Raw genomic sequence first — 19,662 nt, forward strand, 5'->3', positions numbered from 1 at the left:
GCTCTTCAGACAGTCCTGACCAGCCGCAGCGCATCATAGATCGCGGCGTGGGTATTCCGCGCTTCGACCGCATCGCCGATCCGGTACAGCTGGAACCCCTCGCCGTCCGGCTGCGCGCGCCCGTCAATCAGCGCGTCATAGTCCACGGCGCCTTTGTTCCCGGAATCGGGCTTCAACGCGAAGTAGATGTCCGCCAGGGGCTGCGTCCCGTGGTTCACCACCACTTGATCATAGAGCGCGGTCTTGTTCAGCTTCATGTAATCCGAGCCGATCACCGCTTCCAGCTGGTTCCCCGCGCGCCGCACGGCGTCCAGCTTGTAGGTCACCGTGAAGGTCACCGCCTTGTCCTGCAGGGCGCGCATATAGGGGACCAGGTTCATCCCCATCACTTCGGGCGCGAAGCTGCGGTCGCGGGTCATCACCTCGACCTTTGAGCCCGCCTCGGCGATCAGTTGCGCCGCCTGCAGGGCCGCATGGTCCCCTGCGTCGTCGTAGAGAAGGACGTTCGATCCCGGCTTCACGTCGCCTGAAAGGATGTCCCAGGTCGAGACGACAAGATCGTTCCCCTCCGCCAGAATATCCGTTTTCGGCAGACCCCCCGTGGCGATCACCACGACGTCGGGCTTTTCGGCCAGCACGTCCGCAGCCTCGGCCCAGGTGTTGAACCGGAACTCTACCCCCTTGGCGGTGCATTGCGCGACCCGCCAGTCGATGATCCCGATCATCTCGGCCCGCCGCTTCGACTGCGCGGTCAGCCGGATCTGACCGCCGGGCTGATCCGCCACCTCGAAGACCACCACGGAGTGTCCGCGCTCGGCGGCCACCCGTGCGGCCTCCAGCCCGGCCGGACCGGCACCGACGACGACGACCTTCTTCTTCACCGACGCCGGTTCGATGTCGTGCGGCTGCGTCTCTTCGCGGCCGGTGGAGGGGTTGTGGATGCACAAGGCCATGCCGCCCTGATAGATCCGGTCCAGGCAATAGGTCGCGCCGACGCAAGGGCGAATATCATGCTCGCGTCCCTCGACGATCTTGCGCACGATATGTGGGTCGGCAATGTGGGCGCGGGTCATGCCCACCATGTCCACCTGGCCCGTCGCGACCGCGTGCCGGGCCGTCGCCACATCGGGGATGCGGGCGGCGTGCAGCGTAGGCATCCCGACCTCGGCCTTGATGCGGCCTGCAAAGTCCAGGTGGGGCGCTGAGCGCATGCCCTGCACCGGGATCAGGTCGGTCATCGCGGGATCGGTGTGGATACGGCTGCGGTTGATGTTCAGATAGTCGACCAAGCCACTGTCCCGGAACAGTTTCCCCAGCGCGACGCCTTCCTCGATGTCGATCCCGCCCGGCTCCATCTCGTCGACGCCGTAGCGCATGCCGATGATGATGTGATTGCCGATCCGCTTACGGATGGCGGCCAGAATCTCCATCGTCAGGCGGGCCCGGTTTTCCAGGCTGCCGCCATAGGGCGCATCCAGCGAGTTGGTCAGGGGCGACATGAACTGATCAAGAAGGTGGCCGTGGCACATGATCTCGATGCCGTCGAGACCGGCTGCGGCCATCCGTTCCGCGGCATCCACATAGTCGCGGATGATGCGGGCGATGTCCCAGTCTTCGACCGGCTTCGGGAAGGCCCGGTGCGCCGGTTCCCGGTCCGTGGTGGAGGAGACGACCGGCAGCCAGTCGCCCTTGTCCCAGCGCGTCCGGCGGCCAAGGTGGGAAAGCTGGATCATCACTGCGGCCCCGGCTTCGTGGCAGTCGTCGGTCAGCCGCTTCATCCACGGCACGATCTCGTCCTTCCAGACCAGCAGGTTCGAGAACACCGGCGGGCTGTCGCGGCTGACCGACGCAGACCCGGCGGTCATCACCATCGCCACCCCGGCCCTGGCGCGTTCCAGGTGGTACAGTCGGTAGCGGTCCTTCGGCATCCCATCGTCGCCATAGGCCGGTTCATGGCTGGTGGTCATGATCCGGTTGCGCAGCGTGAGGTGTTTCAGCTGGTATGGCTGGAGAAGAGGATCGTTCGACATGGGACCGGCCTGGCTTGGGGGTGGGAATCGTCGCGTCCAACGACTATGGCAAAACTTGACATATGTGTCGAGTTTGTTCTGATCCGCCTTGTGCGAGGGGTAATGGGATGGTTAGGTCGACGACATGACTACGCAGATGACCGAGCGCGGCTGGCGGGGGACGCCCGATCTGTGGCTGGAGGCGGCCTATGAGCTTTTGGTGGAGGGCGGTGTCGAGGCGGTCAAGGTCATGCCCCTGGCCCAGCGACTTGGCCTGTCGCGCACCAGCTTTTACTGGCATTTCCCGGACCGCGAGGCGCTTCTGGCGGCGCTGATCGACCGTTGGAAGGCCAGGAACACCGGCATTCTGGTGGCCCGCTGCGAGGCGCCCGCCGCGACGATCACCGAGGCGATGCTGAACCTTGTCGATTGCTGGGTGGACGCGCAGCTGTTCGACAGCCGGCTGGAGTTCGCGATGCGGACCTGGGCGCTGACGGATGCGGCGGTCGGGCAGGCAATGTCCGAGGCCGACGCGACACGGATCGCGGCGATCACCGCGCTTTTCCGGCGTTTCGGCTATGACGAGACCCAGGCCGACACGCGGGCGCGCACGCTCTATCTGACGCAGGTGGGCTATATCGCTTTGCGGTCGCTGGAGAGTTTCGAGGTCCGAATGAGCCGTATCCCGGCCTATGTGCTGACCTTTTCCGGGGTTGCACCAGCCGAAGCCGAGGTCGCGGCCTTCCGGGCACGGCACGCGCCTACGTCAGTCGCGCCAGCAAGTCCTTGAGAAGCCGCGCCTCGTCTTCTGTCAGGGGTGAGACGGTTTGCGCCGAGACGGACAGCGCGGTTGGCACGCGGTTGGCGAAAAGCTGTTCTCCGGCATCGGTCAGGCTGACGGTCAGGCGGCGGCGGTCGGCCGGATCGGAGTTTGTCGTGACATAGCCCAGCTTTGCCAGTCGGTCTACGACGCCCTTGATCGTCGCCGCATCCATCGCCGTCTCGCGGCCGAGGTGGTTCTGCGACTGCGGCCCGATCTCGGCAAGCCGCGCCAGCACGGCGAACTGGGTCGTCGTGACCTCGGGGATCGCGGCCGCAAAGATCGCCAGATGCCGCTGCGTCACCCGGCGCAGGACATAGCCGATCTGGTCGTCAAGGCGATAGGCTTTGGCATCGGTCATGGTTCCGCGATACGACTTGCGGTGGATCGGTGCAAGGCCGTTGACAGAATCCCACGGGGGCCACAGTCTGTTGTTACGCAAATGATTTCGGGGCTGCCGTGCCGGACTATGCCCGACCCCAGACGCTGACCGAGGCGCTACGGCTGTTGGCCGGGGGTGAGGCCCGTTTGCTTGCCGGCGGGACCGACCTTTATCCCGGCGCAGGGGCGCGGCTGGCGGGTCCCGTGATCGATCTGGCAACTGTCGCCGGGCTTGCGGGGGTGCAGTCGGGACCGGGTCTGCGCATCGGTGCAGCGACGACATGGACCATGCTTGCCGAGGCCAGTCTGCCGCCAGCCCTGCGGGCCCTGCAGCAGGCGGCGAAGCAGGTCGGCGGTCGCCAAGTGCAGAATACGGGAACCATCGGCGGCAATATCTGCAATGCCTCGCCAGCAGCTGACGGCGTGCCGCCCTTGCTGGCACTTGGGGCGAAGGTCGAACTGGCGTCGACCTCTGGAACGCGGCGGCTGGCGCTGATGGATTTCCTGCGCGGACCGCGGCGCACGGCGCTGGGGCAGGGCGAGGTCCTGACTGCGATCCTGATCCCGGACAGCGGGCTGCAGGGCCGGTCGGCCTTTGTGAAGCTGGGGGCGCGGTCGCATCTGGTGATCTCGATCGTGATGGTGGCGGCGCGGCTTGTGGTCCGCGCGGGCCGCGTGACAGAGGCGGCGGTGGCGGTCGGGTCCTGTGCGCCCGTGGCCGTCCGGCTGCCCGCAGTCGAGGCGGCCTTACGGGATGCACCAGTGTCTGAAGTGGCAGACCGAATCCGGGCAGAGGACGTGACGGCGGCGCTGGCCCCGATCGATGATGTGCGGGCGACCGCGGCCTATCGGCGCGAGGCAGCGGTCGAGCTTGTCCGCCGGGCAGTGGCAGAGGCTGTGGCATGATCCGCTTTTCTCTGAATGGCGCGCTGGTCGACGTGGACGCTCCCCCCACCGAGCGCCTGTCCGAAACTCTGCGCGAGCGGCTGGGCAAGGTCGGAACCAAGGTGGGCTGCGATGCGGGCGATTGCGGGGCCTGCACGGTTCTACTGGATGGCGCCGCGGTCTGCGCCTGTCTGACGCCGGCTGCCCGGGTCGAGGGACGGATGGTCACAACGATCGAGGGCGAGACGCCAGAGCTTTCCCGGCTGCGGGAAAGTTTTCATGCGCATGGGGCGGCGCAATGTGGCATCTGCACGCCGGGGATGCTGCTCACGGCTGCCGACCTGCTGACCCGCAGCGCCCGTCCCTCCGAACCTGAGGTGGAGCAGGCGCTTGGGGGAGTCCTCTGCCGCTGCACCGGATACCGCAGCATCATCGCGGCTGTGGTGGCGGCCGGCCTGGGTGCTGTCATGCCAGAGCTGCCCAAGGGCGGGGTCGGCACCAGCGTCCGCCGACTGGACGGGGCCGCCAAGGTCGCGGGCGACAGCTTCGGGGCCGACGAACGGCCGGAGGGTGCACTGGTGGTGACAGCCGTCCGCTCGCCGTATCCACATGCGGCCTTTGTCATCGGCGACCTCTCGGCCTTCCGCGCCCGCCCCGAAGTGAGTGCGGTGTTCACTGCGGCGGACATCCCTGGACGCAACGCCTTTTCGGTGATCCCGCCCTTCGCCGACCAGCCCGCCATCGCTGCTTCTCCCGCCCGGTTCCGGGGTGAATGTGTGGCCCTGGTGGCTTTCGAGCCAGGTGCAGACCCCGACCTGACCGGGTTCCCGATCGCCTGGACGCCTCTGGACCCCCTCGTGACGCCCCAGGCTGCCGAGGCAGGTCCTCTCCTTCATCCCAACCGCCCCGGCAATCTTCTGGTCGAAGGCCGCGTGGTCAAGGGCGATGTGGCCAGCGCGCTTGCAAGCAGCGCCCATGTCGTCGAGGGCAGGATGACCACCGCCTTCGTAGAACACGCCTACATCGAGCCCGAAGCGGGAGCCGCCTGGCTGGACGGCGAAACGCTGGTCATCCGCGCCTGCACCCAGGCCCCCGGCATGGACCGCGAGGATACCGCTGCGATCCTGGGGCTGCCGATCGGCCGGGTCCGCATCATCCCTTCGGCCACCGGCGGGGGGTTCGGCTCCAAGCTTGATATCTCGCTCCAACCCTTGATCGGGCTGGTGACGCTGAAGACCGGGCGCCCCTGCCGGATGGTCTACACGCGCGGCGAAAGCATGACCTCGACCACCAAGCGCCACCCGGCCGAGATGCAGGGCCGGATCGGCTGCGATGCGCAGGGCCGGATCACGGCGGTAGAGTTCGAGGGCCGCTTCAACACCGGCGCCTATTCCAGCTGGGGGCCGACGGTGGCGAACCGGGTGCCGGTCCATGTCTCGGGCCCCTACCTCACACCGGCGATCACCGCCAGGGCCCGAGCGATCCACACCCACGGGCCGGTTTCGGGGGCCTTCCGGGGCTTTGGCGTGCCGCAAGGCGCAATTTGGCAGGAAACGCTCTACGACCGCCTTGCGGACAAGGCCGGGATCGACCGGCTGGAGTTCCGGCTGCGAAACGCGCTCCGCGACGGCGATCCGTCCGCCACCGGCCAGGTCCTGCGCGCGGTCGGCATCCACGACTGCCTCATGGCGCTGAAACCGCACTGGACCCGCGCCCTTGCCCAGGCCTCGGGCGGCAAGGGCAGGGGCGTTGGCGTCGCCTCCTGCTGGTACGGTTGCGGAAACACTGCCCTTCCCAACCCATCGACCATCCGCATCGGGTTGTCGCCTGAAGGCGAGGTTGTCCTGCACCAGGGTGCGACCGACATCGGTCAGGGCTCGAACACCGTCATTGCCCAGATCGCTGCCGAGGCCCTGGGCCTGCCGCTGACCGCCTTCCGTCTGGTCGGCCCGGACACCGCGCTGACCCCGGATGCGGGCAAGACTTCGGCAAGTCGGCAGACCTACGTCACCGGCCGTGCCGCCAAGGCCGCCGCCGAGGGCCTGCGGGCCGAGATCCTGCGCCGCGCCAATGCCGGAATGGGCGCGACACTTGCGCTGGACGGCTCTGCCCTAACCGTACGCGACCGGGAAACGCTGGCCCGGATCGACCTTGCCGCGCTTCCCGTCGATGCCCACGGCCATGCCCTGACGGCCGAAGCCAGCTATGACCCGCCCACGTCGCCGCTTGATGCCGACGGCCAGGGCGCACCCTATGCGGTCTATGGCTACGGGGCGCAGATGGTAGAGCTGGAGGTGGACGCAGCACTTGGCACGGTTCGTCTGGTGAAGATCACTGCAGCGCATGACGTCGGCCGCGCAATCAACCCGATGCTCGCACAAGGCCAGATCGAGGGCGGCATCGCGCAGGGGATCGGCATGGCCCTGATGGAGGAATACCTTCCCGGCCGGACCGAGAACCTGCACGACTACCTGATCCCGACCTTTGGCGATGTCCCGCCCATCGAGAGCCTCCTGATCGAGGTCCCCGATCCAGAAGGCCCATTCGGCGCCAAGGGCCTGGGCGAGCACGTCCTGATCCCGACCGCTCCCGCGATACTGAACGCGATCCGCCATGCCACCGGGGCCGAGATCACCCGCGTCCCCGCCTTGCCGCATCGCATTCGCGAGGCCCTGCCATGAAGCACGGTGCCTTTGATCTTTGCCCAAATATCCCGGGGTTTGCCGGGGGGTGCGCCATCGGTTCGAGAAGCCGCTGGCATGGGGACCTGGCCCCCGGCGGGTGGCGCAGATGACCGACGCCCCCGAAAAGATCCGCTGCGATGCCTGCCCGGTGATGTGCTACATCGCGCCGGGTCAGACCGGGGCCTGCGACCGCTATGCCAACGCGGGCGGCCGGATCGTGCGGACCGACCCCGTCGTCATGCTGTCGCACACCGTCGAGTCCGGGGGCCGAATTGTCCCCTTCGCCGCGCGGGACTGGGACGGCGCGCCGGTCCCGGCGGACGCCTTCGTCACCGGCATCGGCTCGGGCACGACTTACCCGGACTACAAGCCCGCGCCCTTCATCATCGCCTCCCAGGTGGACGGAGCCGACATGGTCACGGTGGTGACCGAGGCGATCTTCTCTTACTGCGGGGTCAAGGTGAAGATCGACACCGACCGCTTCCTTGGCCCGGAAGGCGCGGTGGTGCGGGTCGAGGGCGAACCCGTGGGGCATGTGACGACGGCGGAATACGGGTCGCAGATGATCAGCATCGGTGGCGTCCACCACCTGACCGGAGGCACCAAGGCCGAGGGGCGCGTCACCTGCGCTGCGATGCTGGCGCTGTGCAATGGCGAAGCGGTGGAACTGGCGATCGACGACGGGTCCACCGTTCTGGTGCAGGCGGGGCAGGCTCCCATCGTGGACGGGGTCCGCGAACGCCGGATGCGGGTCGGCTGCGGCTCGGCCACGATCGGCATGTTCGCGATGCAATGGCAGGGCCTCGTCGACGAGGTGGTGGTGGTCGACGACCACATCACAGGAGTCGTCAGTGAACATCAGGCGGGCAAGGTGATCGGCTGGCCGCCCACGGGCATCCGCATCAAGGGCCACAGGTCGACGCCCGGCCGCTACTTCCGCGTCTCCGAACCGGGCCAGGGCTGGGGCGGCACCCGGTTGACCGACCCGCTGGAGATCCTTGGCGAGTGGAACCCGAAAAAGGGTGCCCGGCCCGGCCTTCGGCTGCTGATGGTTTCGACCACGGGCGAGCAATTCGCCTACTATGTCCTGGACGACAGCCTGCGACCTGTCCCGCAGGACTTGCCACAGGACTTGAAGGCTTCGGTCGAACTCATTGACGAAAATTGCGAATCCTCGCTCTGCACGGTCCTGTTCGTGGGTGGGGCTGGCGGGTCTTTGCGCGCCGGAGTGGCGAAGAACCCGGTGCGCCTGACCCGCTCGGTCCAGGCCGGGGCAACGCGGCTGACCTCGGGCGGCGCCGAGACCTACATCTGGCCCGGCGGCGGGATCACCTTCATGGTCGATGTCACCCGGCTGCCCAAGGGGGCTTTCGGCCATGTCCCGACGCCGGCGCTTGTCGCGCCGCTGGAGTTCACCCTTTCTCGGGCTGACTACCTCGCAATGGGGGGCCACGAGGAGAATATCCGCACGCTGGACCAGTCGGTCGTCGAGGGGGGCGAGTATCCCACAGCTGCAAGGGTGGAAGCATGGCCCTGACCTTTCCCCGCCCGCATGGAGCCGTCGCCGCCCTGTTGCCGGACGGGCGCCTGCACCTGCAGCACGGCCCCATCGACATCGTTGCCCAGGCTTTCGGCGATGCGCCCGCTGTCCGCGCCGCATATGCCCGCGCCGCGGCCCGATTTGCCGGCGTCCTGGGTGACCTGGTGGCCGAACTGCCCGCCCTGCGGTCGCAGATCCCCGAGGTAACCGGCACCATCGCCCGCCGGATGGCCGCGGCCGTTGCCCCGTTCCGCCCGGCCTTCATCACTCCGATGGCAGCAGTTGCGGGGGCGGTCGCCGAAGAGGTACTGGCGGCGCTTACCGGACCCGGCATTTCCCGCGCCTATGCCAACAACGGGGGCGACATCGCGCTTTGGCTTGGGCCGGGGGAAAGCCTGACCTGTGCGCTCGCCGCCTCGCCACTGGACCGGGTGACGGTGCGCGCTGCCGATCGGGTCCGGGGCATCGCGACCTCTGGCTGGAAGGGACGCAGCTTCTCGCTGGGGATCGCGGATGCGGTGACGGTGGTCGCCCGGACGGCGGCGATGGCCGATGCGGCGGCGACGATGGTGGCCAATGCGGTGGACGTTGGTCATCCCGAAATCCAGCGGCGCCCGGCGCGGGACGTGCAATGCGACAGCGACCTTGGGGACCGATGGGTGACCGTCGCTGTGCCGCGCCTTGCCGCCCATGAGCGGGCGGACGCGCTTGCGGCGGGGCTGCGGGCGGCGGAAGCCTTCCGCGCGCGGGGATTGATTGAAGGCGCGGCACTTTTCCTGCAGGGTGAAACACGGATGACTGGTGCCTTGGCACTGGCGAGGGAGGAAGCAAGTGGCTGATTTCGCAGTCCGCAAGATCGTGGTGCAGCTGGAAGAGATCCGGCACGAAGGCGGGCCGCTGGTTCAGCCGCCGCCGGTCCGGGGGGCGATCTACGCGATCTGCGCCAACCCCTATGCGGGCCGCTACAGTGCAGACCTGCACCCCGCGATGGAGGACCTGAAGCCCCTGGCGCTGGAGCTGACCGACCGTCTGGTCTTCGTCCTTGGCGGCCGCGAGGGGATCGACGCCTACGGCAAGGGCGCCATCGTGGGCGAAGGTGGCGAAAGCGAACATGGCGCGCTCTGGCATGTCGCGGGCGGCTACGGGATGCGGGAACGGCTTGGTGAATGTCGGGCCATAGTTCCCAGCGTGATGAAGGTTGGCGGCATGGGCGCGACGCTGGACCTGCCGCTTGGGCACCTGAATGCGGCCTATGTCCGGTCGCGGTTCGACGCAATCACGCTCGCCTGTGCCGACGCGCCGCGGGCGAACGAGGTGCTCTTCGCGCTTGGAATGGCGCGGGGCGGTCGGGTGCATAGCCGCATGGGCGGACTGGAGATACACCAGGTGAAGGGGGAGGACGGCCTCAGGTGACAGGCAACCCAAAATCCTTCGAAGGATTTTGCCCAAAGTTTTCGAAAACTTTGGGGGCAAGCGGTCTGGCCGTGGTCCTGACCCCCGGCCTCGCCTTCGCCTGCGCCCTGCCGCCCTCGGTTATCCTGACACTGCCAACCGGACACTACATCACCGCCGCCGCGCTGACGGTGGCACTGACGGCGCTGATGGGCGTTGCGGCCCACCGCCTGCCGATGATGGAACCGCGCCTGGTCCGCGAACGCCGGTTGCTGCTGCCCGGCACGCTGGTCTCTTATCTGTCGTTCCTGATCTTCCTCGCCCTGGTCTTTGTCGGTCTCTACGGTGAGCGCGACCCGATGCATAACCTGATGACGCTGGTTTTCTGGACGGGGGTCTGGATTGTGGTGCCGCTTGGGTCGATGCTCCTTGGCAACCTCTGGCGCCCCCTGAACCCTTGGGCCGGCCCGGTTCGGATTGCCCGCACATTGCTTGGCCGCACGGGCGGGATCGGGCTTGAACGTCTTGGCCACTGGCCCGCCGTTGCAGGTTACGCGGGCTTCGTGTGGTTCCAGATGGTCTCGCTTTACCCCGACGATCCTGCCGTCCTTGCCCAGGTCGCGGTGGCTTATTGGGGCGTGATCTTCGTCCTGGCCGTGCTCGAGGGTGAGGACTGGCTGTCACAAGGCGAATTCCTGACCGTCCTCTTCGGTTTCATCGCAAAGGTTGCCCCGATCTGGCATGAGACCGCGGGCAAGCGCGCCCGCCTGATGCGCGGCTGGCCGGGCACGCAGGTCCTGTCGATGCCGCCGCTCTCTCCGTCGGCTGTGGTCTTCGTCAGCCTTGCCCTTGCCGCGCTGACCTTCGACGGGCTGGCCGAGACGTTCTGGTGGCAGGCGCTGATCGGAGAGAACCCGCTGGAACCCACGGGGCGCAGCGCGGTGATGTGGGAAAACACGGGAGGGCTTCTGGCCGTCTGGGTGCTGACGCTGGGCCTCATCCTGGGGTCGATCATCCTGGGCCGCCGGATCGGCGGAGGCTTTCAGACCGGGCCGGTGATGCTGTCGTTCCTTGCCATCGCGGCGGGCTACCACGCGGCGCATTATCTGGTGATGCTGCTCACGGCGGGGCAATACACCCTGGCTGCGCTGAATGACCCACTGATGACGGGGGACAGCTGGCTGGGCCTGCCGCCGTTCTTCGTCTCGTTCGGCTTTCTGACCGACCCGCGGGTCATGCCCGTGATCTACGGCCTGCAATTCGCTGCGATCCTGGGCGCGCATCTGCTGGCGGTGCTTCTGGGCCTGAAGCTGGCGGGGCAGGGCGCGCGGCCGCTTGCGCACCTGCCGATGACGCTCCTCATGGTGGGGTACACTGTCCTGGGCCTCTGGCTGCTGTCCACGGCCAGAAGCGGATGACCGGAACCGGATGACACTACTGGACAATCCCGGGGCTGTGGCGCCCCAATGACAACCAAGGGCCCGAAGAGAGGCCGCAACAGTGGAGAGACGGACATGACCAGAGGATTGCTTCATCCCACCCGCCGCGGGCTTCTGATGGCCGGGGGCGCGGGGTTTCTGACCGCCGCGCTGCCGGGCTATGTCGGCGCGCAGGCCGCGCCCATCAAGATCGGCTTCCAGCTGCACCGCACCGGGATCGGCGCGGCCTACGGGCGCTGGTACGAGCGCACGGCCCAGGCCGCGCTGAAGGCAATCAACGACGCGGGCGGCATTGCGGGTCGCCCCGTCGAGATCCTGTTCGAGGACGACGCGACTGACCCCAAGCGGGGTTCGGAAGTGGTCGACAAGCTGACCCAATCGGACGGCTGCGACCTGGTGATGGGGACGCTCTTTTCCCATGTCGTCATGGGGTCCGCTCCAAGGGCCGGTGAGTTGAAGGTGCCCTACCTCGTCTGCTCGGAGGGCTACCACGTTGCCTCCGGCGCGCTGAACCGCTGGACGCTGCAGCCCGGCATCACCGATGTCCGCGCGCAGATCTCGACGATGGCGCCCTGGGTGGCGGCGAACCTTGGCAAGAAGGTGACGATGGTCTTCCCGGACTACGCCTTTGGCCACGACCACCGCGACTTCTTCACCGCCGCGATCCAGGCTCAGGGCGGCGAGGTCGTGGCCCAGATCGCCGTGCCGCCCACGGAAACCAGCTTTACCCGCTATTTCCCGCAGATCCCGGCCGAGACCGAGGTCCTGTATCATGTGATGGTCGGCCCTGCGGTTCTGACCTTCGTCAAGGAGTTGGGCGAGTTCTACGGCACTGGCGCGAAGCCCGCGCTTTTCGGCTTCATCGACAGCCTGGAAGCGGTGGACACCGCGACGCCGGGACTTGAATTCCTGGAAGGCTCGCATTTCTGGGAGGCGCACCCGCGCGTGAAGGCCGCCGATGCGGGTGAGCATGAAGGCCATTACCGCACGGCCGTGGGCGTGGACGACAACGGCGCCAGCGTCAGCGATGCCAAGGACGTGTCGACCTACTCCCATATGTTCTCGACCTGGGAGACTCTGTACTTCATCAAGCAGGCGATGGAGGCTTCGGGCTATTCAGGACCCGGAGACCGGCAGAAGCTGGTTGAGGCGATGGAGGCGACCACCGACCTGCCCTATGGCATCGAACGCCCGCAGGGGGCCAAGCGCTTCAACGGCAAGACGCATCAGGTCTTCGGGTCGCAGCACATCAGTCAGGTGCAGGGCGGGAGGCTGGTGAAAGTCCATACCACAACGATCGACGAAGGGCTTTACGAGGATGCGGTCGATTACACGACGATGTCCTTCTGACGCACGCTTTCCGACAATCGGGGGGGTGGGCGGATCGCCTACCCCTGTCTCACCCGCGTAGGGTGGGCGATCCGCCCACCTTCCCCACCCACCGGACACATGCATGGCCTTCGGACCCTTCCTGCTTCTCGCCCTGATGGAGGGCCTTGTGACCGCCGCCATCCTGGCGCTGGCGGCGGCCGGGCTATCGCTGGTTTTTGGTGTCATGCGGGTCGTCAACGTGGCGCATGGCGAGTTCTACATGCTGGGTGCGGTCCTCGCCTGGGCCGTCACCACGATGTTCCCCGGCCCGCCGGCGCTGGCCTTTCTCGCCGCTGTCATCATCGCGCCACTTGTTGTCGCGGCCCTTGCCGCTGCCGCCGACGGGCTGATCCTGAAGCGGCTGAACTACGACCCCGAGGCGACCATCGTCGCCACCATCGGCCTGCTCTACATCCTCCAGCAGGCCGCGTTGTCGCTTTACGGCCCCAACGCCAACCCCGTCACCGCCCCTTTCGAGTGGCGCATCCAGCTGCCGTGGTTCGGCTATTCCGGCTACAAGCTTTTCGTCGTCGCTGCCGCCGGTCTTGTGCTTCTCGCCCTCTGGCAGTTCATGACCCGGACCAAGGCGGGCCTTGTGATGCGCGCCACCCAGGTCGATCGGTCGACCGCCCAGGCCTTCGGGATCAACGTCGACCGGGTCTACATGGGCACCTTCGCGCTGGGCGCTGGCCTTGCCGCGCTGGCCGGGGTCCTGATCGTTCCGATCCAGCAGGCGCAGTATCTGATGGGCCACGACCCGCTGCTCCTCTCGTTCATCGTGGTCATCATCGGCGGTCTTGGTAGCCTGCGCGGCACCCTGATCGCCGCGCTGATCATCGGGCTTTCCGATGGCGTGATCTCGATGTTCTTCACGCCGACGCTTGCCAAGATCCTCGCTACACTTCTGGTCGCTATGGTCCTTGTCTTCCGCCCGCAGGGTCTTTTCGGAGCGAAGGCGTGAAGGTCTGGACCCTGCATCTGGCGCTTCTGGCGGTCCTGTTTACGGCGCAGTTCTGGCTGTCGCCCTACCACGCGACGAACCTCGCGCGGATCATGGTGCTGGCGGTCTTCGCGATGGGCTACAACCTGGCGTTTGGATACACGGGGCTGCTCAGTCTTGGCCACGCGCTTCTTCTTGCTGCGGGGATGTATGCGGCGGGCCTGCCTGCCCAGCTTTGGGGCTGGACCGCTGGCCCTGCCTTGATCGCCGGACTCGCCGGAGGTGGCCTGATGGCCGCGGCCCTTGGCCTTCTGGCCCTGCGCACCGCCGGCGTCAGCTTCATGATCGTGACGCTGATGTTCGCCCAGGCCGGGTTCCTGACGCTGCTTTACTTCGCGCCGATCACCGGCGGGGATGACGGGTTTGCGGTGGCTGCCGCCAGCCGCACTCTGCTGGGCTTCGACCTTTCCACCGATACTCCGCGCTTTCTTGCCGCTCTGACGATCTTCGCCGCAGGCCTGCTTGCGAGCCTTGTCCTTGTCCGTTCGTCCTTCGGCCGGACCATGGTCGCGATGCGCGAGAACGAGGAACGCAGCCGGATGCTGGGCTACAATCCCTTCACCGTGAAGTTGGCGGCCCTGACGATCTCCGGCCTCTACGCCGGTGCTGCCGGGGCGGCCTATGCGATCCTGTTCGGCTATGTCGGGGCCAGTTTCGCCACGATCCAGTATTCCATCCTCCCGATGCTTTACGTCCTGATGGGCGGGGCAGGGACGACCCTTGGTCCCTTCCTTGGCGCGCTGTTGATGTTCGTCCTGATCGAGGCCGCAACGGGCGTCACGACGGCGCACCAGTTCATCGTCGGTGCCGCGCTGGTGGTGCTGATCCTGTTCGCGCCCAAGGGCCTGCTGGGCACGCTGCGGGAAAGGTGGGTCCGATGGCTGCCCTGATCGAGCCGCCGCTCATCCAAACCGAACGCCTGACCCTGCATTTCGGCGGTCTCAAGGCCGTGGACGGGGTGGACTTCACCCTTCGCCCGGGCGAGATCCACGGGCTGATCGGCCCCAATGGTGCGGGCAAGACCACCTTTGTCAGCCTTCTGTCCGGCCGCCGCATGGCGCAGTCCGGCACCATTCGTCTGGCAGGCGAAGACATCACCCGTCTTCCCGCCCATCAGCGGGTCCGCAAGGGCATTGCCTACACGTTCCAGATCACCTCGATCTTCCCCCGGCTGACCGTGTTCGACAACGTCGCCCTGGCCGTCCAGTTGCAGGGGGCCCGTGATCTGACCACAAGAACCCGCACCGCATTGGCCCGTGTCGGGCTGCAAGGATTGGAGGAGCAGGAGGCGCAGACCCTGTCCTACGGCCACCAACGCCTGCTGGAACTGGCGATGGGCCTGGCGCTGAACCCGCGGCTTCTGATCCTGGACGAGCCGACCCAGGGCCTTGCTGCCAGCGAGATCGAGGGGTTCAAGGACCTGGTCCGCGGCCTGATCCCCGACACGACGGTCCTACTGATCGAACACAACATGGAGGTGGTGATGGACCTTGCCACCCGGATCACCGTCCTGACCTTCGGTCGGGTGCTTGCCACCGGCACTCCGGCAGAGGTCCGCGCCAACCCAGCCGTGCAGGAGGCCTATCTTGGCGCTTGAGGTTCAGGGTCTGACCGCGGGCTACGGTCCCGTCACCGTTCTGCGCGGCGTCGATTTCCGGGCCGAGCCGGGGCAGATCAGCTGTCTGATGGGGCGGAACGGGGTTGGAAAGTCTACCTTTCTCAAGGTCTTGATGGGACTTCTTCCAGTTGCCTCCGGCACCTTTGCTCTGGACGGCACGCCGCTGCACGGTCTGCCCGCCCACGACATCCCGAAGCAAGGGATCGCCTACGTGCCCCAGGGGCGCCGGTTGTTCGGCCCGCTGACGGTGGCCGAGAACCTTGCGGTCGGCGGTCTTGTCCGTGGCAACGACAGCGCCACGCTGGACCATGTCCTGACCCTGTTCCCCCGCCTGCGCGAACGCCTGACCCAGACCTCCGGCACCCTTTCGGGCGGCGAGCAGCAGATGCTTGCCATCGCCCGCGCTCTGTGTCTGCGACCCAAGGTCCTGCTACTGGACGAGCCGACCGAGGGGCTGCAACCCTCGATGATCGCCCTGATCCAGGACGCGATCCGCAGCCTCAGGTCCGAAGGCGTGGCCGTGGTATTGGTCGAGCAGCGGGTCGATGCGGTGCTGAACCTTGCGGACCGGGTGGCCTTCATGGTCGCCGGCCGGATCGAGGAAACCATGCCAGTCAAGGGTTTGGCGCCTGAAACTGATGTTTTTCGAACCTATGTGGGTGTCTGAATGACCGGGCTTGTGGCGGGTGTCGATGTGGGCGGGACCTTCACCGATCTGGTGATTTTCGACCCGGCGACGGGGGCGGTGCGGTTGGCCAAGGTGCCCACGACTTTGCCCAACCAGGCAGGTGGCGTGCTGAACGCCTTCGCCGAGGCCAAGGTGGACCTGTCGGCGATCGACCTGATCGTCCACGGCACCACCACGACGACCAACGCGGTGCTGGAACGCCAGTTGGCGAAGACCGGTCTGGTCACCACGCAAGGCTTCCGCGACGTGCTGGAGCTTGGTCGCCGCACCCGGCCGCAGGCGTATGGGATGCAGGGCCGCTTTACGCCCGTCATCCCTCGCGATCTGCGGCTGGAGGTGGCGGAACGGATGGACGCGCGCGGTCGCGTGATCACACCCCTGGACGAGGCTGGCCTTCGTGCGGCGGTGATGCGCCTGCGCGACGACGGCTGCGAGGCGCTGGTCATCCATTTCCTGCATGCCTACGCCAACCCCGCGCACGAACTGCGCGCCGAAGAGATCGCTCGCGGGATTTGGCCCAATGATTACATCACCTTGGGGCACTCTCTTCTTTCGGAATCCCGCGAATACGAGCGGGGCGTGACAGCGGCGGTGAACGCTTCGGTGCAGCCCCTTCTGGAACGCTACGTGGCCCGGTTGGCCGACGAATTGGCCGCAAAGGGCTATCGCCGGGACCTCTTGGTGATGAATGGCAACGGCGGGATGGTGGCCGCCAAGGACGTGGCAAAGGAGGCGGTGAAGACCGTGATGTCCGGCCCGGCATCGGGCGTGATGGCGGCGGTTGCGACCGGGCGGAGGGCCGGGATGCTGAATCTCTTGACCTACGACATGGGAGGGACGTCGACCGATGTTGCGATGATCCGCAATGGCACCGCGCCGGTCTCCAACGAGATCGAGGTGGAATATGCCATGCCGATCCATGTGCCGATGGTGGATGTCCGTACCGTGGGGGCGGGGGGCGGCTCGATCGCGCGGCTCGACGCGGGGGGCATGCTGCGGGTCGGGCCGGAGAGTGCGGGATCGACGCCCGGTCCGGTCTGCTATGGCCGGGGCGGGACGAGGATCACGATTTCGGACGCGAACCTGATCCTCGGGCGGCTGCCGGCCAGCCGGTTCGGCCAGGCGGCAGCGGCCGCGTATCAGGCGATGCGGGAGCAGATCGCGGCACCTTTGGGACTGTCGGTCGAAAAGGCCGCGGAAGCCGTGATCCGCATTGCAAACACCCATATGGCAGGGGCGATCCGAATGGTCTCGATCTCGCTAGGTGCCGACCCCAGGGACTTTGCCCTGTTTGCCTTCGGCGGTGCGGGGCCGTTGCACGCGGTGGCGCTGGCGAGGGAACTGAATGTTCCCAAGGTGTTGATCCCGGCCCGGCCCGGCATCACCAATGCGCTTGGCTGCGTTGTGGCTGACCTTCGGCACGACTTTGTGCGCACTTTGAACCGCCCGTTGGACGGGGTGGACATGGCTGAAGTCCACGCCATTCTTGCGGAACAGGAGGCGGAGGGTCGAAGGCTGATCGACCTGGAGAAAATCGCGCTGACGACCGTGCGGGCAGAGTATTCGGCGGACATGCAGTTCGTCGGCCAGACGCATCTGCTGCGTGTCCCGCTGCCGTCGTCCCGGCCCGACCGTGAAGACCTGCAGCGGTTGTTCGAGGCGGCCTATCACGCCCGCTTCCGGGTGGACCTGCCGACGATCCGGGCCAATCTGGTGAACCTGAACGTCTCGGTGATCGGCGAGCGTCCCGCACTGGACCTGTCGCGACTGATCGATCCGGTGGGGCGGCGGGATCGGGTCGAGCCAGCCGCGCAGCGCAAGGTCTGGTTCGACGGCTGGCAGGACACTCCGGTCTATTGGCGCGACCATCTTCCGGTGAAGATCGGGCTGCAAGGCCCTGTGATCATTGAGCAAATGGATACGACTGTGCTAGTAGACCCAGGCGCGTGGGTGTCTCAGGACCCCGACGGCAATCTGATCATCGAGGTTAACAAATGATTGATCCCGTCACCCTCGCGGTCATTCAGGCGGGTCTCCAGCAGGTCTGCGACGAGATGGACCTGACTTTTTCGCGGGCGGCGTTTTCTCCGGTGATTGCCGAAGCGGATGACCGATCGGACGGAATCTATTCCGCGACGGACGGAAGTCTGATCGCACAAGGGGCAAAAGGGTTGCCGGTTTTCGTGGGCGTCATGCAGTTCTCGACCCGGACCATTCTGGAGCGGATCGCGGCCGGCGTGACGGCTGCGCCGGACGAGGGTGACATATACATTGTAAATGACCCCTATCTGGGGGGCACGCATCTGATGGATGTGCGTTTCGCGATGCCGGTCTGGCGTGGGGGACGCATTTTCTGCTGGCTGTCGAACACCGGGCATTGGCCGGATACCGGGGGGGCGGTTCCGGGCGGATTCAGCGCCAGCGCCATCAGCGCCGAGCAGGAGGGCTTGCGGATTCCGCCGGTGAAGCTGTTCAAGAAGGGCGTGCTGGACCAGGAGATCTACCAGATCATCTGCTCCAACATCCGGGTGTCGGAACAGCGGATCGGGGATGTGAAGGCCCAGGCCTCGGCGCTGCTGGTGGGGGCAGAGCGGCTTTCGGCGCTTCTGGATCGATACGGGGATGCAACCGTGACCGAAGCGATTTCCGAGATGCGGCGGCTGGCGGCGCGGCAGATGCGCGCGATGATCGGGCTGATCCCGGAGGGCGCGTATCGCAGCACGGCCATCGTCGACAGCGACGGGGTGGTGAACGAACCCCTGACCATCGCGCTTGCGCTGACGAAGGCGGGCGATGGGCTGCGCTTCGATTTCTCAGGGTCGTCGAAGCCCTGCATTGGGCCGATGAACTCGGTCCGGGCGACCACGCTGTCGGCGGTCTATCTGGCAATGCGGCATATCTTCCCCGAGGTGCCGATTTCAGCGGGGGCCTTTGAGCCGCTGGAAGTTGTTGGGATCGAAGGGACTTTCCTGGATGCCCATTACCCGCGCCCGGTTTCGGGCTGCGCGGCCGAGGTCAGCCAGCGGATCGCGGAAGCCGTCTTTGCGGCCCTGGTGCAGGCGGTGCCCGACCACGTGACGGCGGCCCCGGCCGGGACTTCGGGCAACTTCGGGCTGGGTGGCCACGACCCAGAGAAGGGCCGGGACTATGTGATGTACCAGATCTCGGGTGGGGGTTACGGCGGGTTCGCGGGCGGGGACGGCATCGCCAACGGCTGTTCGACCATCGGCATTTCGAAGGCCCCGCCGGTCGAGATCATGGAGCAGACCTATCCGGTGCTTTACCGCCGCTACGCGCTGCATGAAGGTTCGGGCGGGGCGGGAGAGCATCGGGGCGGCTTTGGTCTGGACTACGAGATCGAATTGTTGCGCGGCGAGGCGAGGGCGAGTTTCGTGATGGATCACGGGCGGGTCGGGCCGCAAGGGGCCCTGGGGGGCAAGGACGGCGCGGTGAACCGGGTGGAGGTGATCCGGGACGGAGTGGTCATGGTGCCCGAGCATCTTTCCAAGGCCCAGGACATCGAATTGAAGCCGGGGGACCGGGTGCGGGTGAGGACGCCGGGGGGTGGGGGCTATGGCCCCCCCTCAAGGCGGGATCCGGCGCTGGTCGCCCAGGATGTGCGGCTGGGGCGCTATACGGCAGAGGAGGCGGCGCGGCTGTGGCCGGGGTCGGCTAACCCTTTGGGGGCGCTGAATGAACGCGTTGGAGCTGGCCCGTTGTCTGAGTAGGCTTCGGGTATGGAATGTGTATGGGTTCCATACATACGCGCGTCCATACGAACAGCCGTTAACCTTGAAAGCGAATCACGCGGCGGGACAGTTTTCGGCGGCCCAGC

General features: G+C 66.7%; 16 protein-coding genes. 14 read left to right on the forward strand and 2 right to left on the reverse strand.

All coding sequences use genetic code 11. From position 1 onward, the window contains the following. Positions 1–5: 5 nt before the first annotated feature. The gene (locus Q8M85_RS16055; RefSeq protein ID WP_305546413.1) at positions 6–2,030 is read right to left on the reverse strand and encodes an NADH:flavin oxidoreductase; all 2,025 of its coding nucleotides are present in this window, start codon (positions 2,028–2,030) and stop codon (positions 6–8) included. Positions 2,031–2,154: 124 nt separating this feature from the next. On the opposite strand from Q8M85_RS16055, the gene Q8M85_RS16060 reads away from it, so the two are divergent. Continuing rightward, on the forward strand, positions 2,155–2,799 hold the full coding sequence (locus tag Q8M85_RS16060; RefSeq protein WP_305546415.1) for a TetR/AcrR family transcriptional regulator: 645 nt from the start codon (positions 2,155–2,157) through the stop codon (positions 2,797–2,799). Here the strand turns inward: Q8M85_RS16060 and Q8M85_RS16065 are convergent. After that, a complete protein-coding gene (locus Q8M85_RS16065) occupies positions 2,771–3,190 on the reverse strand; it encodes a MarR family winged helix-turn-helix transcriptional regulator (protein WP_305546417.1) in 420 nt (139 codons plus the stop codon). The two genes, Q8M85_RS16060 and Q8M85_RS16065, sit on opposite strands and share 29 nt — an antisense overlap. A gap of 98 nt (positions 3,191–3,288) precedes the next feature. On the opposite strand from Q8M85_RS16065, the gene Q8M85_RS16070 reads away from it, so the two are divergent. The 13 genes from Q8M85_RS16070 to Q8M85_RS16130 all read left to right on the forward strand — a co-directional run bounded on the left by Q8M85_RS16070 (position 3,289) and on the right by Q8M85_RS16130 (position 19,555). Next, on the forward strand, positions 3,289–4,116 hold the full coding sequence (locus tag Q8M85_RS16070; protein ID WP_305546419.1) for a xanthine dehydrogenase family protein subunit M: 828 nt from the start codon (positions 3,289–3,291) through the stop codon (positions 4,114–4,116). Then, a complete protein-coding gene (locus Q8M85_RS16075) occupies positions 4,113–6,776 on the forward strand; it encodes a molybdopterin cofactor-binding domain-containing protein (protein WP_305546421.1) in 2,664 nt (887 codons plus the stop codon). Before Q8M85_RS16070 ends, Q8M85_RS16075 begins: the two co-directional genes overlap by 4 nt. Before the next feature lie 109 nt (positions 6,777–6,885). After that, complete coding sequence (locus Q8M85_RS16080; protein ID WP_305546423.1) at positions 6,886–8,316, forward strand: 6-hydroxynicotinate reductase; 1,431 nt, start codon at positions 6,886–6,888, stop codon at positions 8,314–8,316. Continuing rightward, positions 8,307–9,158: a UPF0280 family protein gene (locus Q8M85_RS16085; RefSeq protein WP_305546426.1), complete on the forward strand. Its 852-nt coding sequence runs from the start codon at positions 8,307–8,309 to the stop codon at positions 9,156–9,158. Before Q8M85_RS16080 ends, Q8M85_RS16085 begins: the two co-directional genes overlap by 10 nt. Further along, positions 9,151–9,732, forward strand: coding sequence for an amino acid synthesis family protein (locus tag Q8M85_RS16090; RefSeq protein WP_305546428.1), 582 nt, complete (start codon positions 9,151–9,153; stop codon positions 9,730–9,732). Before Q8M85_RS16085 ends, Q8M85_RS16090 begins: the two co-directional genes overlap by 8 nt. 71 nt (positions 9,733–9,803) lie before the next feature. After that, positions 9,804–11,129 carry a hypothetical protein gene (locus Q8M85_RS16095; protein WP_305546430.1) on the forward strand — a complete coding sequence of 442 codons (1,326 nt, stop codon included), beginning with the start codon at positions 9,804–9,806 and terminating at the stop codon, positions 11,127–11,129. Between the two features lie 96 nt (positions 11,130–11,225). Beyond that, a complete protein-coding gene (locus tag Q8M85_RS16100) occupies positions 11,226–12,500 on the forward strand; it encodes an ABC transporter substrate-binding protein (protein WP_305546432.1) in 1,275 nt (424 codons plus the stop codon). Positions 12,501–12,603: 103 nt separating this feature from the next. Beyond that, a complete protein-coding gene (locus Q8M85_RS16105; RefSeq protein WP_305546434.1) occupies positions 12,604–13,482 on the forward strand; it encodes a branched-chain amino acid ABC transporter permease in 879 nt (292 codons plus the stop codon). After that, positions 13,479–14,411, forward strand: coding sequence for a branched-chain amino acid ABC transporter permease (locus tag Q8M85_RS16110; protein ID WP_305546436.1), 933 nt, complete (start codon positions 13,479–13,481; stop codon positions 14,409–14,411). Before Q8M85_RS16105 ends, Q8M85_RS16110 begins: the two co-directional genes overlap by 4 nt. After that, positions 14,399–15,118, forward strand: a complete 720-nt coding sequence (locus Q8M85_RS16115) for an ABC transporter ATP-binding protein (RefSeq protein WP_305546438.1) — start codon at positions 14,399–14,401, stop codon at positions 15,116–15,118. Before Q8M85_RS16110 ends, Q8M85_RS16115 begins: the two co-directional genes overlap by 13 nt. Then, on the forward strand, positions 15,105–15,806 hold the full coding sequence (locus Q8M85_RS16120) for an ABC transporter ATP-binding protein (protein WP_371135284.1): 702 nt from the start codon (positions 15,105–15,107) through the stop codon (positions 15,804–15,806). Before Q8M85_RS16115 ends, Q8M85_RS16120 begins: the two co-directional genes overlap by 14 nt. After that, positions 15,807–17,825, forward strand: coding sequence for a hydantoinase/oxoprolinase family protein (locus tag Q8M85_RS16125; RefSeq protein ID WP_305546442.1), 2,019 nt, complete (start codon positions 15,807–15,809; stop codon positions 17,823–17,825). Then, positions 17,822–19,555 carry a hydantoinase B/oxoprolinase family protein gene (locus Q8M85_RS16130; protein ID WP_305546444.1) on the forward strand — a complete coding sequence of 578 codons (1,734 nt, stop codon included), beginning with the start codon at positions 17,822–17,824 and terminating at the stop codon, positions 19,553–19,555. Before Q8M85_RS16125 ends, Q8M85_RS16130 begins: the two co-directional genes overlap by 4 nt. The last annotated feature ends 107 nt before the right edge of the window (positions 19,556–19,662 follow it).

The sequence above is a fragment of the Tabrizicola sp. genome, assembly GCF_030694085.1.
In the GTDB taxonomy this organism is placed as follows: domain Bacteria; phylum Pseudomonadota; class Alphaproteobacteria; order Rhodobacterales; family Rhodobacteraceae; genus Tabrizicola.

Bases quoted from the DNA above. Each gene is read 5' to 3' on its own strand.
- Q8M85_RS16055 (WP_305546413.1), bottom strand. From the start codon at position 2,030: ATGTCGAACGATCCTCTTCTCCAGCCATACCAGCTGAAACACCTCACG.
- Q8M85_RS16060 (WP_305546415.1), top strand. From the start codon at position 2,155: ATGACTACGCAGATGACCGAGCGCGGCTGGCGGGGGACGCCCGATCTG.
- Q8M85_RS16065 (WP_305546417.1), bottom strand. From the start codon at position 3,190: ATGACCGATGCCAAAGCCTATCGCCTTGACGACCAGATCGGCTATGTC.
- Q8M85_RS16075 (WP_305546421.1), top strand. From the start codon at position 4,113: ATGATCCGCTTTTCTCTGAATGGCGCGCTGGTCGACGTGGACGCTCCC.
- Q8M85_RS16080 (WP_305546423.1), top strand. From the start codon at position 6,886: ATGACCGACGCCCCCGAAAAGATCCGCTGCGATGCCTGCCCGGTGATG.
- Q8M85_RS16085 (WP_305546426.1), top strand. From the start codon at position 8,307: ATGGCCCTGACCTTTCCCCGCCCGCATGGAGCCGTCGCCGCCCTGTTG.
- Q8M85_RS16100 (WP_305546432.1), top strand. From the start codon at position 11,226: ATGACCAGAGGATTGCTTCATCCCACCCGCCGCGGGCTTCTGATGGCC.
- Q8M85_RS16105 (WP_305546434.1), top strand. From the start codon at position 12,604: ATGGCCTTCGGACCCTTCCTGCTTCTCGCCCTGATGGAGGGCCTTGTG.
- Q8M85_RS16115 (WP_305546438.1), top strand. From the start codon at position 14,399: ATGGCTGCCCTGATCGAGCCGCCGCTCATCCAAACCGAACGCCTGACC.
- Q8M85_RS16125 (WP_305546442.1), top strand. From the start codon at position 15,807: ATGACCGGGCTTGTGGCGGGTGTCGATGTGGGCGGGACCTTCACCGAT.
- Q8M85_RS16130 (WP_305546444.1), top strand. From the start codon at position 17,822: ATGATTGATCCCGTCACCCTCGCGGTCATTCAGGCGGGTCTCCAGCAG.